This is a genomic window from Hymenobacter sp., assembly GCF_036387835.1.
GTDB lineage: Bacteria > Bacteroidota > Bacteroidia > Cytophagales > Hymenobacteraceae > Hymenobacter.
In genome coordinates, this window is record NZ_DASVSY010000035.1 from 1 (window position 1) to 16,065 (window position 16,065).

The following is a 16,065-nucleotide window of genomic DNA, read 5'->3' on the forward strand; positions in this document are numbered from 1 at the left end:
CCAACCCGCCGATTTTGTTCAACGACGAGACGCAAAGAGGCGTCTCTACACCGTTCGGTGATTGCCAACGCTTAACTCGAGCATCCTCTAAGAATAGGGTAGCGTTGCGAAACTTTGAACATAGTACTGCGCCGCAACACAGCTGCCCTTGCCTCTCGTATCTTCGCCGCATCTGTGTTTCTCACGTTTTTGCTGCCTTCATGCCCGCTCCCGACTTTATTACCAGCCCCCAAAATCCGCGCATCAAGAACTTGCTGCGGCTGCAGCAGAAGTCGTCGGAACGGCGCGAGCAGGGCTTAACCATTGTGGAGGGTCACCGCGAGCTAACCGTTGCGCACGGCGCGGGCGTAGCCGTTACAGCCCTGTTCGTGTGTCGGGAGCTAGCCGGTGAAACCAGAATGCAAGAGTTACAGATGTTGCTAGGAACTGGCGCCACGGAATGGTTCGAGGTATCGAAAGCAGTGTTCGAGAAAGTAGCCTACCGCGAAGGTTCCGATGGCGTGCTGGCCCTGGTGCGGCCCCCGCGCCTCACGCTGGCCAGCCTGCCGCTGCCCGCTGTCCCATTGCTGCTGGTGCTGGAGTCGGTGGAAAAGCCGGGCAACCTCGGCGCCATTCTACGCACCGCCGATGCCGCGCAAGCCACCGCCGTTATCGTCTGCGACCCGCGCACCGACCTCTACAACCCCAACGCCATCCGGGCCAGTATCGGGTGCAGCTTCACGGTGCCCACCGTGGCTACCACCCGCGCCGAGTTGCTGGCCTGGTGCCAGGAGCACGGCATCCGCACCTACGCCGCGGCCCTCACTGAGCAGGCCGTGCCCTACACCACCTGCGACTTCCGCGGCCCCACCGCCCTCGTCATGGGTACCGAAGCCGACGGCCTCACGCCTGAACTCATGCAGGCCTGCGACCAAACCATCATCATTCCCATGCGCGGCGCCATCGACTCGCTGAACGTAAGCACCGCCACCGCCATCCTCACCTTCGAGGCCCTGCGGCAGCGGGGGTAGATTTTAGTGCTTAGTGCTTAGTGCCTGGGGTATGACGGGTAATTTGCATAAGAAGGGGTTTGAGTAAACCGAAAATTACCCCAGAACGTCCTGCTCTATCTGGCGTCCGCTTGTCGAAGCACTCTACTGCTTGGTTCGGGCCCTGCTGCCGCGTGCCGCCCACAAAGAGCGTGTAGCCTACTTTCTGGTTGCGGCCCGAGGCAAACCCATTGAGGTTGCTCTCGCGCAGAGTGCTTTGGTTGAGGGTGATGCTCCGTTCCGGACTGCCTAGCTTGGGCTGCTTGGAAACCAGATTCACCAAGCCGGCAATGGCCCCACCGCCGTACAAAGTGCTCGACGAACCCTTGATCAACTCGATCTGTCGCAAATCCAGAGGGGGCACTTGCAAAATGCCAAATGAACCCGCGTAGCCCCCAAACAGCGGCAGCCCGTTGCGCAGAATTTGCGAGTAGCGCCCCTGCAAACCCTGAATACGCAAGTCGGCGTTGCCGGTGGTGGGTTGAGTGGGTTGAATCTGAGTGCCCGCAATGTCGCCGAGCAACGAGGCGATGTTACCGGGCTTGATGGCGTTTTCCTCCTGTAATTCCTCCTCCCCTAGCACTTCTACCCGCGTAGGCAGGTTTTCGATGCGGGAGTTGGTGCGGGTGCTCGTTACCACTACCTCATCGAGGGCGTTGGCTGCGGTGGCCAAAAGCACGAGTAGCGGCCCACCTGTTTGGGGCAACGCGACGTGCACGTTCTTGGGCCGATAGCCAAGGAAACTAACAACAACGTCGGCGGCCGGGCACATTTTCGAGTATTAGTTGCCCCTTGTTGTCGGTAGCAGCGCCTACCGTGGTACCAAGTACGGCTGCACTCACGCCGGACAAAGCCTCGCGGGTGGTGGAATCGCGCATTACCACGCGGATAGTGTGTTGGCCCCAAGCCGTTGGCCCCGTTGTCAGTAGCAGAAAAAGCAGGATAATCCGTGTTACGCTCATAAGTAACTGGCTAAGTATAGGCTGCTTTCTGAAGAAAGTCTGAAGAAACTGTAAGCTACAACGAGTGAGGCAGCACCGAGCTTATGCAAAATAGCTTCGGGTGGTAAGGTCTTTGCTTTTGGCGTACCCAAACACACGATGCTTCGCCTCGTATTTACTGGTTCATCCCTCAACCATTGCGCGAATGCCTGCTCTTTCCGAACACCGCATCTTGCAAGTGCACGGCCGCGTGCAAGGCGTTTTCTACCGCCAAAGCACCCGCACTGAAGCGCAGCGCCTTGGCCTCACCGGCTACGCCCGCAACAACCCCGACGGCACCGTCACCATCGAAGCCGAAGGGCCCGCCGAATCGTTAGACAAGTTGGAAGCCTGGTGTCACCAAGGCCCCGCTGCCGCCCGGGTCGATAAGGTGGAAGCGGAAGCAGGGCAGGTGCAGGGGTACCCGACGTTTGAAGTGCGACACTAGTTGTTGATGCCTGCTGCTTGTGCAAAGCCGGTTTACAGCCAGGCCATTATCTTGGCTGTGTTTCACTTGGCTTTCAGTGTATGCTTATGCGTCGAATTGCGGCGGGCTTCGGTATTTCCTTGCTGGTAACAGCTTGTTCGGGTAATTTAGAAAATGTTGAAACCACGGCTCCAGCTGCCACGGCGGTATCGCCTGAATTTTCGCGCTATTGGTATACCGGCCAAGCCGAGCTAAGCCGCTACCGGCTCCAGCAAAACCGCTACGATGACATTCACCCCGGCGAAGCGGTGCTGGTGTTCGTCACCGAGGATTTTTTGCCCACCAAGCAAGTGAAAATAGAGGGCGGAGAAACCGATGAAACGCCTACTTCCGTTCTGAAAATGAACCAGATTCGCCGCTTCACCACGGGCATCTACGACTATTCCATCAACACCTCAGTGTTCACGCCCGTGGCGGCCAACCAGTTTCCGCATACCTTCAAAGTAGTTACCTCCGTGCAGGATTGGTGCGGCCAGACGTACACGCAGCTCAACCTGCGCGGCAACAAATATCAACTCGAAGCGCACTCCTACTTTCAGCAGGAAGCCGACCAAACTGCTTCTCTGGAGGTGGTGGAGCTGGAAGATGAACTCTGGACCCGCCTGCGTCTCAATCCTAAAAACTTGCCCTTGGGCAAGCTCCGCATTATTCCCGGCACCGTAGCAGCCCGCCTGCGCCACCAGCCGCTGCGCGTAGAAGCGGCCAGCGCCGAGTTAAAACCCTACCGCGGAGTTGTCTTTAAGCCTGCCCAAGCCGGCGCCTCACTGCAAGCCTATACGCTTACTTACCCCGATACCAAGCGGACGCTCACCATCGTGTTCGAGCAGGTATTTCCTTATTTGATTGCCGGTTGGGAAGATACCTACGATGGCCAGATGCGCTTCGGCAACCAAACCTACGGTAGTGCCAAGCCCCTCACCACCCGCGCCATTCGCACTACCACCCTCAAATCCGACTACTGGCAGCGCCACACCCGCGCCGACACGGTACTACGCCAGCAGTTGGGTGCTACCGGATTCGGACGGTAAGTTTTACACTCGCCGCAGCTCCTTCACCCACACGTCCAACGCCTCAGCCGCATGTAACAGCGGTGGCCCCACCGGCGTCGGTAGGCCGTGCGCTTCCACCAACGTCGAGTCCCACTCGCTCAACGTAGCTTCCCGCAATGTCCAGGGCTCGTGGTAGAGTTGGCCGCGCCATAGGTCAGGACCCTGGATATCCTGCAGTAGATTGGGGCCGGCAGTGTACAGGAAATACCGCTCCGTCAGAAAGTGCGCCAAGTTGCCCGGCTGCGCCCGTAGTAGCAACTTGCCCGGCGTCCAGGTGGCAGCAAACGTGGCTGGCGCCGCGCCTCGGTGGGTGCGTTTTGCCACGGCTCGGAAGCTGCCGTTGGTTTTGCTCAGACTGATGTTAGCGTGCAGATAGGGAAGGTGAAAGAGCGTCCGTGCCGCCCATACGCCGAGTGGGTTGGTCGCATCAAGAGAAAGAAACCACACCCCCGGCACGCCATCTAGGCGGGCATAGGTTCGCACGTTCAGCTCGTGCAAGTGGTTTAGGCCCGGCACGGCAGGCAAGCCGAGCGGCCTGATGCCACTCATCGTGAAGGGTACCACACCGAGCCATGCCTGCCCCTCAAACAAGTCCAACTCCAGCCGCTCGGGCAGATACGGCCGCAATAGTTCGGGTGCTATGGGCCAATGCGCAAATAGCAGCTCACTCCATGTTTGCCGCATCAGAGGCAGGCGGGGGCGAGTAGGAGTGGAAGTAGCGAGTGTAGCAGCCAGCAAAACGAAGAAGCAAAGTGGATAACGCTGCTACAACAACCGAACAGGCAAATACTCACTGCCTATTTGAAAAACAAAAAGGAGCCGCAGCCAGTAGCCGCGTCCCCTTTCGATGATTGTTTACCAGAAACCTAGCTAGCCTTGTTGTAGACTGTCTTCTCTAGATTCTCCACGCGTTGCTTCAGCTCTCGCACTTCCGTTTCCTGCGAAGCTTGCGTATCAGCTGTGCGGTCGTAGCGCTCCGTCTGCCGGTTCATGGCGTCCAGCACGGCGTTGGTCATTTTGTCAAAGGAGTTGCTCAGACGGTCAAAGCCTTCATTCATCTGCACCCGCATCTGTTCCTGCGTTTGTAGCATCTGTTCCTGCGTTTGTAGCATCTGCTCCTGCGTCTGCTCCATGCGGTCCTGCCGCTCAACTATTTTATCGAGCGTAATAAGAATCTCAGCTACTACTTCGGGCAAGTCGCGCTTGTTGCGGTTTTCGGAATCCATAGAGCAAAAGGAATGAATAGCGGAAGATACGAAAGTTACAAAGCCAAGGTCGACCAAGCTACTACAAAAAAAGAGGCGCGACTTGCGCCGCGCCTCTTTCATGAAAAACAATAACAAACGAACCTTAGTCCACTTTCTTGGCGTAGCGTAGCCGCTCGTTCTCGTCGAGCAGAATCTTGCGCATGCGCACCGATTTTGGGGTTACTTCCAGGTACTCATCCTTCTGGATGTATTCCATGGCTTCTTCCAGCGAGAACTGGCGCTTGGGCACAATCTTCGCGTTTTCATCCGAGCCCGAAGCCCGCATGTTAGTGAGCTTCTTGCCTTTTTGAATATTGATGGTCAAGTCGTTGGGGCGGGTATGCTCACCGATAACCTGGCCGGCGTATACTTCCTCACCCGGATCAACGAAGAACTCGCCCCGATCCTGCATCTTATCGATGGTATACGCCGTGCCCGCACCCGTGTCCATTGAAATCAGCGAACCAGAGATACGGCCAGGAATTACGCCTTTATAGGGCTCGTAGCTCTGGAAGCGGTGGTTCATGATGGCCTCGCCAGCGGTAGCCGTCAGCACGTTGTTGCGCAAGCCAATCAGGCCGCGGGCCGGAATGTTGAACTCCAGGTGCTGCAAGTCGCCTTTCGGCTCCATGATGGTCAGCTCGCCTTTGCGCATGGTCACCAACTCGATAACCTTACCAGCGGTTTCCTCGGGTACGTCTACCACCAAGTGCTCCACTGGCTCCAAACGGTTGCCGTTGTCGTCTTCTTTGAAGAGTACTTGTGGCTGCCCAACCTGCAACTCGAAGCCTTCGCGGCGCATGGTTTCAATCAGTACCGACAAGTGAAGAATCCCGCGGCCGTACACCAAGAATGTGTCTTCCTTATCGGTCTCCTTTACGCGCAGGGCCAGGTTTTTCTCGGTTTCCTTGAACAGACGGTCACGCAGGTGACGCGAGGTTACAAACTTGCCTTCCTTACCGAAAAAGGGCGAGTTGTTGATGGTGAACAGCATGTTCATCGTCGGCTCGTCGATGCTGATGGTCGTCAGGCCCTCGGGGTTTTCAAGATCCGCCAGCGTATCGCCGATTTCGAAGCCCTCGATACCAGTTACGGCACAAATTTCGCCGGAGCTAACTTCCGAAACCTTGGTACGACCCAAGCCTTCGAATACTTGCAGCTCTTTGATTTTAACTTTCTTGATGCTGCCATCACGCTTTACTAGGCTCATGTTGGCGCCTTCTTTCAGCGTGCCGCGGTGTACCCGGCCAATGGCGATACGGCCCACAAACGACGAGTAGTCGAGCGAGGTAACCTGCATCTGCGGGGTGCCATCCAAGGTAGGAGCGGCCGGAATAGAAGCAACAACCGCATCCAACAGCGGGATGATGTTGTCGGTCTTCGCTTTCCAGTCGGTGCTCATCCAGCCTTGCTTGCTCGAACCGTAAAGCGTCACGAAGTCCAGCTGGTCTTCGGAAGCCCCGAGGTTGAACATAAGGTCGAATACCTGCTCGTGTACCTCGTCGGGACGGCAATTTTCTTTGTCTACTTTGTTGACCACCACAATGGGCTTCAAGCCCAGGTCGATGGCCTTGCCCAACACGAAACGCGTTTGGGGCATGGCGCCTTCGAAGGCATCAACGAGTAGCAACACGCCGTCGGCCATCTTCAGCACGCGCTCCACTTCACCACCAAAATCGGCGTGACCAGGAGTGTCGATGATGTTGATTTTTACGTCTTTATAACGCACCGAAACGTTTTTCGAGACGATGGTGATACCTCGCTCGCGCTCCAGGTCGTTGTTGTCCAAAATCAGATCGTCGAAGTGCTGATGGTCGTCGAAAAGCTTGGAGGCGTGAATGATCTTGTCCACGAGCGTGGTCTTGCCGTGGTCAACGTGCGCAATGATTGCGATATTCCGGATGTTCTGCATACAATGGTTTTTCCGGGTGCAAAGGTAAACAATTTAGACGGCAAAAACCCGTGTGATTTAGAAAGTTAACTTCCTGACACAGAAACTAAGCCGTTGCCAACGAACCGAACGTATAGCCGCCCGCGTATGTTCCCTCAAAAGCCGGACACTACCGCCCGGCTTCCCGTACCTTCTTATCTGCTTCAGCACATGCGCTCTTCCCTTCTGTTTCTGCTCGTATCGGCCCTGACGTTGAACTCGGCTTGTTCACAGAAAAAAAATAGCTCTTCCGAAGTTGCCGCCGCCAACCGCACTCCGGCGGTTGCCGTGAAATCAACTACTTCCAAATACCCAAGTCCGAAAGTGGTAACGGGTAAGCCCGACGAGTTTCCGGTGCGCAAAACCGATGCGGAATGGAAAAAGCAGCTCACTCCCGAGCAATACTTCATTCTGCGCAAGCAAGGCACCGAGCGGCCTTTCGTCAACAAATACGCCGACAATCACGAGAAAGGCAATTATTACTGCGCCGCCGACCATAACCTGCTGTTTTCGTCTGAAACCAAGTTTGAATCGGGTACGGGTTGGCCGAGCTTTTGGGCCCCGGCCGCCGACAACAGCCTGAAAGTAACCGCCGACAACAGCTTCGGCATGAGCCGCGACGAGCTGCTATGCGCCAAATGCGGCGGCCACCTCGGCCACGTCTTCAACGACGGCCCCAAGCCCACCGGCCAGCGCTACTGCATGGATTCCGACGGTATGCTGTTCGAGAAAGCCAAGTAGTTTCGGCAGCACCAAAAGTGGAGCATGCCTGACCAAGACAGTTTGGTAGCGGCTCAATGGCAATGTTAGCCATTGGGCCGTTTTGTTTGTTGTGAGGATAGAAGGTTATTCTGACTCCGTTTCCATTTGTCTGTTTATGCCAAGCCAAGTTCAAGACCCTATTTCTCATTTGCAGGAGCAGCTAGCGCCGGTTCGGGCGCAATTGGTGGCGCACGATGTATACCACGCATTGCACTCGTTGGAGGATTTGCGGGTGTTTATGCAGTACCACGTGTTTGCCGTGTGGGATTTTATGTCATTGCTGAAAGCCTTGCAGCGCGACCTTACGTGCACCACTGTGCCGTGGGTGCCGCGCGGCAACCCCGTCACGCGCCGCCTCATCAACGAAATCGTACTGGAAGAAGAAACCGACGTCGACCAGCTAGGTCAGCCTACCAGTCACTTCGAAATGTACTTGCGGTCCATGGAAGAATGTGGCGCCGATACGGCGCCGATACACCGGCTGTTGGGGGCCTTGGCCGTTGGCGAAACCATGGAAAAGGCGCTGGAAATAGCAGATGCGCCCGAGTCGGTGCGGCGCTTTGTACTGGCTACTTTCGAGGCGATTAACTCCGGCGAAACTCATGCTATTGCCGCCGCCTTCACCTTCGGCCGCGAAGACGTGATTCCCGACATGTTCCGCCACCTCGTGCACGACCTGCGCGAGCGGTTCCCGAGCCAGCTCGACACCTTCACCTACTACCTCGACCGCCACATTCAGCTCGATGAAGAAGTGCACACGCCCTTGGCGCAGCAAATGGTGCGCGAGCTATGCGGTACCAATGCCAAACGGTGGCAGGAATGCCAGGAAGTAGCCGCCGACTGCATGCAAGCCAGAGTGGCACTGTGGGACGGAATCCGGGGGGCACTGTCGCAGCAGCCGGTAACCCACTAATATTTAGTTTTCAAGGCGCGGAATGTCGGAATGACAAGTCTTAAGTTGCGGGGCTTCTAAGTGGTCAGTTGTAGCTTGTTCAGCGCCTCAACCAAGCGGCCACTTAGTGCGTTGATAGCAAGGCCGCGCCGCTTCTGGTGCGGCCTTATTTTTTGTCTCATGAAAAAGCTTGACACGCGCTTTATTATAGCCGCGCTGCTGGTCGGTTCGAGCGGCTTGACTACGGCCTGCTTTACGTCGGAGAGTGCCGCGGAAGTGGAGCGCCCGGTGCTGCCAACCCAAATCACAACCGACGCTGAGCGGCAGGCTGCCTACAACAGTGGGGCTGGCTATGGGGGCTCGGTGCCCGACGCTACGCCCGGCCGCGTCCGGCCCGGTGAGCAGGCTAGTGGCATCAACTCGCGCAAACGCCCCGAAACCCTCAATACCAACGACCCTAACAACACCCCCAACGAAACCCGCCTCCGCCGCCTCAACGGAGGCATCATCGACACCATGCGGCGTCCATAGGTTCGGTAAAGGTTCACACCTGCCGCACCTCCATAGCTAAACGGCCCGCTGCTTCCTGTAAAGGAGCAGCGGGCCGTTTGTTGAATGGTTGCTGGAAGTTTACTGGCCGTATACAGTTATGGGGTTGGTGCTGGCCACTTCAGCCGTAGTGGTTAACTTAGGCTTAGGAGCCGCGGGGCGGCTGCGGCGAGGAGCCACCGGAGTTGCTGGCTTGGCAACTGCTTTGGCGGCCGGAACTGCTTTCGGCGTGTTGGCAGCGGGCTGTGCTTTAGTGCTTGCGCCGGCTTTCGGGGCGCTGGCTTTGCTGCCCGGCGTCGCAGCTTTCTGTTTGGAACTCAAGTTTGTTTTGGCAATAGCCGGCGCTGGTTCCGTGGAAATGCTGTCGGAAGCGGCGAACGTACCGTTGTCGTGCTGCCGAACGATGTTGTGCAGTGCCTGTTCGAATAAGCGGGTCGTATCTACGTCGAGGCGCTGCGTGGCCTCTTTTACCACCTCTTTCAATTTGTCTTTTGTTTCTTTGCGAATGCGCTTCACTACTTCGCTCATGCGCTGGTCAAGCTCTTTTTGCAGTTGCTTGGCGGCTAGCTTCAACGTTTTCTTCTGATTGGCCTTCTTGTCGAGGCTGGAATCCGAGATAGTATCAGTGGCACGGGTGGCAGCTTTGGCAGCTTTGCGTTGCACTTTCTCTTCCGGAGTTTTCTTGGCGGAAGCTTTTTTAGCCTTTTTCTCAGGCTGTTCTTGTTCAGACTTTTTCATCGGTAGGAAAGTGTGGAAAGGAATTTTCGGCGGAAAGCACACCAGCAACTAACAGTTGAGCTACTCAAATATAGAAGAAATTACGTACGGCTTTTGTTGTTGCTACCTTACTTCGCCCATTGCTAAGCAAGCCAGCAACCGTAGCCGGATGCCTGCGCTTAGCGTTTTACAGTTCGCCTCTTCGATTCTCCCTCAGATTACTTTCTTTTTCTAATGCAACCTGATCCTCAACGCTATACCGTCACGGCGGCGCTGCCTTATGCCAACGGCCCCGTGCACATCGGTCACTTAGCGGGCGTGTACTTACCCGCCGATATTTATGTGCGCTACCTGCGGGCTGCCGGCCGCGACGTAAAGTTTATTTGCGGCTCCGATGAGCATGGGGTGCCCATTACTATTCGCGCGCAAAAAGAAGGCGTCACGCCGCAGCAAGTAGTTGACAAGTACCATGCTATCATCCGCGACTCGTTTCAGGATTTCGGCGTTTCGTTCGACATCTATTCCCGCACGTCGTCGGGTACGCACAGCGAAGTAGCCAGCGGTTTTTTCAAGAAGCTCTACGAGGAAAATAAATTCGTCGAGCAGGTTTCGCAGCAGTACTACGACGAAAAAGCCGAACAATTCCTGGCCGACCGCTACATCGTGGGCACCTGTCCGAACTGCGGCAACGACAACGCCTACGGCGACCAGTGCGAACGGTGCGGCTCTTCGCTCAGCCCCACCGAGCTAATCAATCCGCACTCCATGCTCAGCGGCAACCAGCCCGTATTGCGCGAAACCAAGCATTGGTATCTGCCCCTCGACCAGTACGAGCCCTGGCTGCGCGAGTGGATAGTGGAGGGCCATAAGCAAGACTGGAAAACCAACGTGTACGGCCAGTGCAAATCCTGGATCGACCAGGGCCTGCATCCCCGCGCCGTCACCCGCGACCTGGACTGGGGCGTGCCCGTGCCCGTAGCCGGCGCCGAGGGCAAAGTCCTCTACGTGTGGTTTGACGCGCCCATCGGCTACATCTCGGCCACCAAAGACCTGCTGCCCGACACCTGGGAAACCTATTGGAAAGACGCCGGCACCAAGCTGGTACACTTCATCGGCAAAGACAACATCGTGTTCCACTGCATCATCTTCCCCACGATGCTCAAGGCCCACGGCGACTATATCCTGCCCGACAACGTGCCCGCCAACGAGTTCCTGAACCTGGAAGGCGACAAAATCAGCACCTCCCGCAACTGGGCCGTGTGGCTGCACGAATACTTACAAGACTTCCCCAGCAAAGCCGACGTGCTGCGCTACGTGCTCTGCGCCAACGCCCCCGAAACCAAAGACAACGACTTCACCTGGAAGGATTTCCAAGCCCGCAACAACAACGAGCTGGTGGCTAATCTTGGCAACTTCGTGAACCGGGCCGTAGTGCTGACCCACAAATTTTTTCAGGGCCAGGTGCCAACCCGCGGCCCGCTCACGGCGCAGGACGAAGAGGTACTTGCGCAACTTGCCGAGTTTCCGGCCCGCATCGGCGAGTTGATTGATAACTACCGTTTCCGCGATGCGCTGAGCGAGTTAATGAACCTGACCCGGCTTGGCAACAAGTATTTGGCCGACACCGAGCCATGGAAACTCATTAAAACCGACGAAGCCCGCACCGGCACCATATTACACGTTGCCTTGCAGTTGGCGGCTAGCCTGGTCACGCTGCTCGAACCCTTCCTGCCCACTTCCGCCGCCAAGCTAGGCGACATGCTGAATGTAGAGAAAGGCACCTGGCAGCAAGCCGGCCGCCCCGATACGCTGGCTGCCGGCCACCAAATCAAGGAAGCTGCCCTGCTTTTCGACAAAATTGAGGATGCTACGGTGGAGGCGCAGGTGCAAAAGCTGCTTGACACCAAAAAGGCCAACGAACTAGCCAACGCTGTAGCCGCGCCCGCCAAAGAAGACATCAGCTTCGAAGAGTTTCAGCGGATGGATTTGCGCGTGGGCACTATCGTGGCCGCCGAGAAAGTTGCTAAAACCAAGAAGCTGCTCAAGCTCAGCGTTGATGTAGGTCTGGCCGAGCCACGCACTATTGTGAGCGGCATTGCCGAGCACTTTATTCCCGAAGCGCTGATTGGCCAGCAAGTACAAGTGCTGCTTAATCTGGCGCCGCGCGAAATTAAAGGCATCCAAAGCCAGGGTATGCTGCTAATGGCCGAAAACACCGACGGTTCGCTAGCCCTGATGCAGCCCGGCCACGCCGTAGTACCCGGATCCAATGTAGCATAAGCCTTAGCTTACACTGGATTAAATCAACTTCATAAAAAAGCGCCGCTCCTGATACAGGAGCGGCGCTTTTTATGAAGTTGAAATATGGCGTCTGTACAACCAACCCGGGAACAGGATGTGATTTAAATACCCTTGCAGTTCGCGCAGTCGTCGGACTTGGTAATGCGCTGCAGGCGGGTTCTGGCGTAATCTGCGGGGGCGAGACCCATGTTGTAGCCTAAAAGATCTGTCTGTACGAAATAGGTTTCACCTGCTTTAGCGGCAAACCGCAGAATACTATCCGTTTTCAAAGGCCACATAAAAAAGCCGCTGATATGGGAGCGAAGCGTAACGATGCCCGCAGGCACGGTCGTTATCATGTAGCGTCCCTTGCCCAACCGACACAACTCCCGGGTGTCGTTGAAAAAGTCGTAGTTCACATTCCAGCTAAGAAACTTATTGGGCCGGTACACGACCACCGTAGCCGTAGGCACCGACGACTGTGCTGCTGCTGAAGCCGCTGTCGTTAGCGCTATACCCAATGCTACCACAAAGCAATAGAATAGCTTAGTTTTCATAGCTGAGGAACGAGTGAATTGCTCCCACTAATATACGCAATTAACTATTTCGTATTCACTACGTTCATGGCGCGGTCTAGCCCAAGCGTGCCGAAAGCCAGCACGGCATCAGCAGCCTTTTCGATGTGGGTGGGCAAATCAATCTGTTCGTCTGCCGAGAAGGGGTTGAGCACGTAATCGACCTGGCGGCCTTTCGGGAAGTTGGCGTCTACGCCGAAGCGCAGGCGGGCGTACTCGTCGCTGGCTATGGTTTCCTGGATGCTTTTCAAGCCGTTGTGCCCGCCCGCCGAGCCCTTGCCTTTCAGCCGCAGCTTGCCGTAGGGGAGGGCCAGGTCGTCGGTTACCACCAGCATACTCTCCTTTTCTAGCTTGAGGCTGGTGAGGTAGTGTGCGGCCGCTTTGCCACTCAGGTTCATGTAGGTGGTTGGCTTCACCAACACAAACGTTTTGCCCTTGAACTTGATTTCCGTCGTGAAGGCGTGGCGACCGAGCTCGAACCGGGCCTCGTGCTTGGCTGCCAGGTAATCAGCCACCATAAACCCGATGTTGTGACGGGTGTTGGCATATTCCGGCCCAATGTTGCCGAGGGCAAGAACCAAATACTTCATAGAATCACGATTTTTTCGGATTAGAAGAATTTCACGGATTTAGTGGACGAATCAACTCCATTATAAATCCGCTATAAAATTGGGGGTATAAGCCAAGAATTTTCGGCAAGAACAGGAAAGCAGTCAAATAAAAAGCCGTCCTGCCAACAGGACGGCTTTTTTGCGTTATCAGATTGAGTGGATTGACTCGTCCGCAAAATCCGTGAAATTCGTCTAATCCGAAAAATCCGTGATTCTACTTCTCGCCTTGCATCGTGCCTTTCAGGGCACGTGGGATGGCTACGGTAGCAATAGGAGCCTGAGTACTGGTGAGGATGGTGTAGCCTTTGGCTTCTACCTTGCTCACTTTAATCGACTTGCCGAGGGCGAGGTCAGAGATGTCAACTTCTACGAAGTCGGGCAAATTTTCGGGGGTAGCTTTTACTTTCAGCTTACGCAGCTTGCTTACCAGTTTGCCACCAGCCAGTACGCCCGGCGAAACGCCTACGTACTTCACCGGAACATCCATTTTCACTTCTTTGCCGTCGGCCAACTCCAGGAAGTCAACGTGCAGCAGCATTTCATTTACGGGGTGGAACTGCGCATCCTGCACAATGGCGCGGTAGTGCGTACCCTCCACATTGAGGTCCACGATGTGAACTTCGGGGGTGTACAGCAATTCGCGGAAGAGGATAGCGGGGGCCGTGAAATGGACCTGCTCAGTGCCACCGTACAATACGCACGGCACGTACGACTCAAGGCGAACTGCCTTGGAATCCTTCTTACCGAGATTCGCTCTTTTAAACCCTACAATCTCGAGGCTTTTCATAAAGATGTGTTTTTGAAGAAAATAACCACCTGCCCAAGTGGCAAACGGGCCGCAAAGATAGGCAATCAATAGTATAGTTACTATCTCAACTCCATCATTAATGTATCCGTCTAGCCCTGCACTACTAGAAAATTGTCCGGGGAAGCGCGTTCTTTGGCTAACATCGCCTCTCAAAACGCTTCAATCTGCATCCTCATTTCTTAACCACTACTATATGAAAACAACTGCTTTGCTGTCTTGGCTGCTGATGCTTTGTTGCGCGCCCTTGTTTGCTCAAACCCCCGACAAACCCAACTATGCGCAGGAGCACTACACCAAAAAGGAGGTGTACGTGACCATGCGCGACGGGGTAAAGCTGTTCACGGCTGTCTACACGCCCAAGGATGCTGCCGCCGGCAAGAAGTACCCCATCATGATGCAGCGCACCTGCTACAGCGTGGCCCCCTACGGCCCCGATAAGTTTCCGGCGCGCCTCGGCCCCTCCGAAACCATGATGAAGCAAGGCTACATTTTCGTGTACCAAGATGTGCGTGGCCGTTGGAAAAGCCAGGGTACCTGGACCAACATGACGCCCGTTATCGACAAAAAGAAAGGCAAGAAAGACGTAGACGAAGGTTCCGATACTTTCGATACCATTGATTGGCTCGTTAAGAAGGCGGCCAACAACAACGGTCGGGTGGGGCAGTGGGGCATTTCTTATCCGGGTTTCTACACGGCGGCGGGTCTTCTTTCCGAGCATCCGGCCCTGAAAGCTTCTTCCCCGCAGGCGCCAGTGTCCGACTTCTTTTTCGACGATTTCCACCACAATGGGGCCTTCCTGGAGTCGTACATCTTCACGTATCCAGTGTTTGGGGTGCAGAAGCAAGACACCACTAGCAAGGCGTGGTACAGCGCGCAAAACATCAAGGCCAATACCAAGGACGGCTACCAGTTCCTGCTGGACCTAGGACCGCTCAAGAATGCCGATAAGTACTATGCCAACAACTTCTTCTGGCAGGAAACCGTCAACCACCCCAACTACGACGACTTCTGGAAGAAACGCGCCCTGCCCGAGCACTATACCTCCGGCATAAAGCCCGCCGTCATGACCGTCGGCGGCTGGTTTGATGCTGAAGACCTGCGCGGCCCGTTGGCCATCTACAAGACCATCGAGAAGAAGAGCCCAAACACCTACAATACGTTGGTGATGGGGCCGTTTGGCCATGGGCGTTGGTCGCGGGAAACGGGCCACACCATGCACAGCAACGTGTACTTCGGCGACAGTATCGCTACTTTTTATCAGCGCAATATCGAGGCGAAGTTCTTCGAGCACTTCCTGAAAGGCAACGGCGACAAGAACTCGGGCCTGCCCGAGGCTTACATGTTTGACACCGGTAAAAAGCAGTGGGAAACCTTCCCGAAGTGGCCCGCCACAGAAGCTACCCACCTCAAGCTGTACCTAAGCGCCGACGGCAAGCTGGACAAGCAGCCCGCCGGCACGCCCGGCACCAAAAGCTTCGTCAGCGACCCGCTGAAGCCGGTGCCTTACACCGAAGACCTAACGACTACCATGGGCTTCACGCCCTTCAACTACATGAGCGAAGACCAGCGCTTCGCTGGCCGCCGCCCCGATGTGCTGGTGTACCAATCCGATGTGCTGACCGACGATGTGACCCTCGGCGGTGAAATCATGGCCAACCTCAAAGTAGCCACCTCCGGCACCGACGCCGATTGGGTGGTAAAGCTCATCGACGTGTACCCGCCCGATGAGCCCAACAACGAGTACATGCCCAACAAGAACATCACCCTCAGCAACTACTGGCAGATGGTGCGCTCCGAAGTGATGCCCGCTCGTTTCCGCAACAGCTTCGAGAAGCCTGAGCCCATGGTGGCCAACCAGAAAACCGACGTGAATTTCCGCCTGCAGGACGTGTTGCATACCTTCAAAAAAGGCCACCGCATCATGGTGCAGGTGCAGAGCACGTGGTTTCCCTTCATTGCCCGCAACCCGCAAACTTTCGTCGCCAATCCGTATAAGGCCAACGAGAGCGACTATATACAAGCAACCCACACCGTGCATGGCGACAGTTTCATTGATGTGGAGGTACTGCCTACCACCAAACCGCCAGTGCCGTAGCGCACAGTAGCGCAACAAGCAAAAAGAGCCGCCCAACTGGTGTTGGGCGGCTCTT

The 16,065-nt window shown here is 55.9% G+C and carries 17 protein-coding genes; 8 read left to right on the forward strand and 9 right to left on the reverse strand.

Annotated features, from left to right (window positions below; all coding sequences use genetic code 11):
- Positions 1 to 200 precede the first annotated feature (200 nt).
- Positions 201 to 1,010: a TrmH family RNA methyltransferase gene (locus VF639_RS06640; RefSeq protein ID WP_331145107.1), complete on the forward strand. Its 810-nt coding sequence runs from the start codon at positions 201 to 203 to the stop codon at positions 1,008 to 1,010.
- A 10-nt stretch (positions 1,011 to 1,020) separates the two neighbouring features.
- Here the strand turns inward: VF639_RS06640 and VF639_RS06645 are convergent, their stop codons facing one another.
- Complete coding sequence (locus VF639_RS06645; RefSeq protein WP_331145108.1) at positions 1,021 to 1,800, reverse strand: TonB-dependent receptor; 780 nt, start codon at positions 1,798 to 1,800, stop codon at positions 1,021 to 1,023.
- Complete coding sequence (locus VF639_RS06650; protein ID WP_331145109.1) at positions 1,772 to 1,990, reverse strand: peptidase associated/transthyretin-like domain-containing protein; 219 nt, start codon at positions 1,988 to 1,990, stop codon at positions 1,772 to 1,774. Before VF639_RS06650 ends, VF639_RS06645 begins: the two co-directional genes overlap by 29 nt.
- A gap of 184 nt (positions 1,991 to 2,174) precedes the next feature.
- Between VF639_RS06650 and VF639_RS06655 the strand changes: the two genes are divergently transcribed.
- Together VF639_RS06655 and VF639_RS06660 are read left to right on the forward strand one after the other, a co-directional pair.
- A complete protein-coding gene (locus VF639_RS06655; protein WP_331145110.1) occupies positions 2,175 to 2,456 on the forward strand; it encodes an acylphosphatase in 282 nt (93 codons plus the stop codon).
- Between the two features lie 80 nt (positions 2,457 to 2,536).
- A complete protein-coding gene (locus VF639_RS06660; protein WP_331145111.1) occupies positions 2,537 to 3,523 on the forward strand; it encodes a hypothetical protein in 987 nt (328 codons plus the stop codon).
- A gap of 3 nt (positions 3,524 to 3,526) precedes the next feature.
- On the opposite strand, the gene VF639_RS06665 is transcribed toward VF639_RS06660, so the two are convergent.
- From VF639_RS06665 to typA, 3 genes are all read right to left on the reverse strand, one after another.
- Positions 3,527 to 4,282: a YqjF family protein gene (locus VF639_RS06665; protein WP_331145112.1), complete on the reverse strand. Its 756-nt coding sequence runs from the start codon at positions 4,280 to 4,282 to the stop codon at positions 3,527 to 3,529.
- A 128-nt stretch (positions 4,283 to 4,410) separates the two neighbouring features.
- Positions 4,411 to 4,770, reverse strand: a complete 360-nt coding sequence (locus VF639_RS06670) for a hypothetical protein (RefSeq protein ID WP_331145113.1) — start codon at positions 4,768 to 4,770, stop codon at positions 4,411 to 4,413.
- Between the two features lie 124 nt (positions 4,771 to 4,894).
- On the reverse strand, positions 4,895 to 6,703 hold the full coding sequence (gene typA / locus VF639_RS06675; protein ID WP_331145114.1) for a translational GTPase TypA: 1,809 nt from the start codon (positions 6,701 to 6,703) through the stop codon (positions 4,895 to 4,897).
- Between the two features lie 189 nt (positions 6,704 to 6,892).
- Here typA and msrB point away from each other — a divergent pair, with 189 nt between their 5' ends.
- The 3 genes from msrB (at position 6,893) to VF639_RS06690 (ending at position 8,906) form a co-directional block, all read left to right on the forward strand.
- On the forward strand, positions 6,893 to 7,462 hold the full coding sequence (msrB, locus tag VF639_RS06680) for a peptide-methionine (R)-S-oxide reductase MsrB (protein ID WP_331145115.1): 570 nt from the start codon (positions 6,893 to 6,895) through the stop codon (positions 7,460 to 7,462).
- Between the two features lie 136 nt (positions 7,463 to 7,598).
- Positions 7,599 to 8,396, forward strand: a complete 798-nt coding sequence (locus VF639_RS06685) for a DUF3050 domain-containing protein (protein WP_331145116.1) — start codon at positions 7,599 to 7,601, stop codon at positions 8,394 to 8,396.
- 159 nt (positions 8,397 to 8,555) lie between these two features.
- Positions 8,556 to 8,906 (forward strand): hypothetical protein, encoded by a 351-nt coding sequence (locus VF639_RS06690; protein ID WP_331145117.1) that lies wholly within the window; start codon positions 8,556 to 8,558, stop codon positions 8,904 to 8,906.
- A 99-nt stretch (positions 8,907 to 9,005) separates the two neighbouring features.
- Here the strand turns inward: VF639_RS06690 and VF639_RS06695 are convergent, their stop codons facing one another.
- Entirely contained in the window at positions 9,006 to 9,662 is a 657-nt protein-coding gene (locus VF639_RS06695) for a hypothetical protein (RefSeq protein WP_331145118.1), read from the reverse strand.
- Between the two features lie 213 nt (positions 9,663 to 9,875).
- Between VF639_RS06695 and metG the strand changes: the two genes are divergently transcribed.
- Positions 9,876 to 11,921: a methionine--tRNA ligase gene (gene metG / locus VF639_RS06700; protein WP_331145119.1), complete on the forward strand. Its 2,046-nt coding sequence runs from the start codon at positions 9,876 to 9,878 to the stop codon at positions 11,919 to 11,921.
- Positions 11,922 to 12,043: 122 nt separating this feature from the next.
- Here the strand turns inward: metG and VF639_RS06705 are convergent, their stop codons facing one another.
- The 3 genes from VF639_RS06705 to VF639_RS06715 all read right to left on the reverse strand — a co-directional run bounded on the left by VF639_RS06705 (position 12,044) and on the right by VF639_RS06715 (position 13,894).
- Complete coding sequence (locus VF639_RS06705; protein ID WP_331145120.1) at positions 12,044 to 12,478, reverse strand: hypothetical protein; 435 nt, start codon at positions 12,476 to 12,478, stop codon at positions 12,044 to 12,046.
- Between the two features lie 44 nt (positions 12,479 to 12,522).
- A complete protein-coding gene (gene pth / locus VF639_RS06710) occupies positions 12,523 to 13,086 on the reverse strand; it encodes an aminoacyl-tRNA hydrolase (protein ID WP_331145121.1) in 564 nt (187 codons plus the stop codon).
- Positions 13,087 to 13,321: 235 nt separating this feature from the next.
- Positions 13,322 to 13,894, reverse strand: a complete 573-nt coding sequence (locus VF639_RS06715) for a 50S ribosomal protein L25/general stress protein Ctc (RefSeq protein ID WP_331145122.1) — start codon at positions 13,892 to 13,894, stop codon at positions 13,322 to 13,324.
- 214 nt (positions 13,895 to 14,108) lie between these two features.
- Between VF639_RS06715 and VF639_RS06720 the strand changes: the two genes are divergently transcribed.
- Complete coding sequence (locus VF639_RS06720; protein WP_414654674.1) at positions 14,109 to 16,010, forward strand: CocE/NonD family hydrolase; 1,902 nt, start codon at positions 14,109 to 14,111, stop codon at positions 16,008 to 16,010.
- The last annotated feature ends 55 nt before the right edge of the window (positions 16,011 to 16,065 follow it).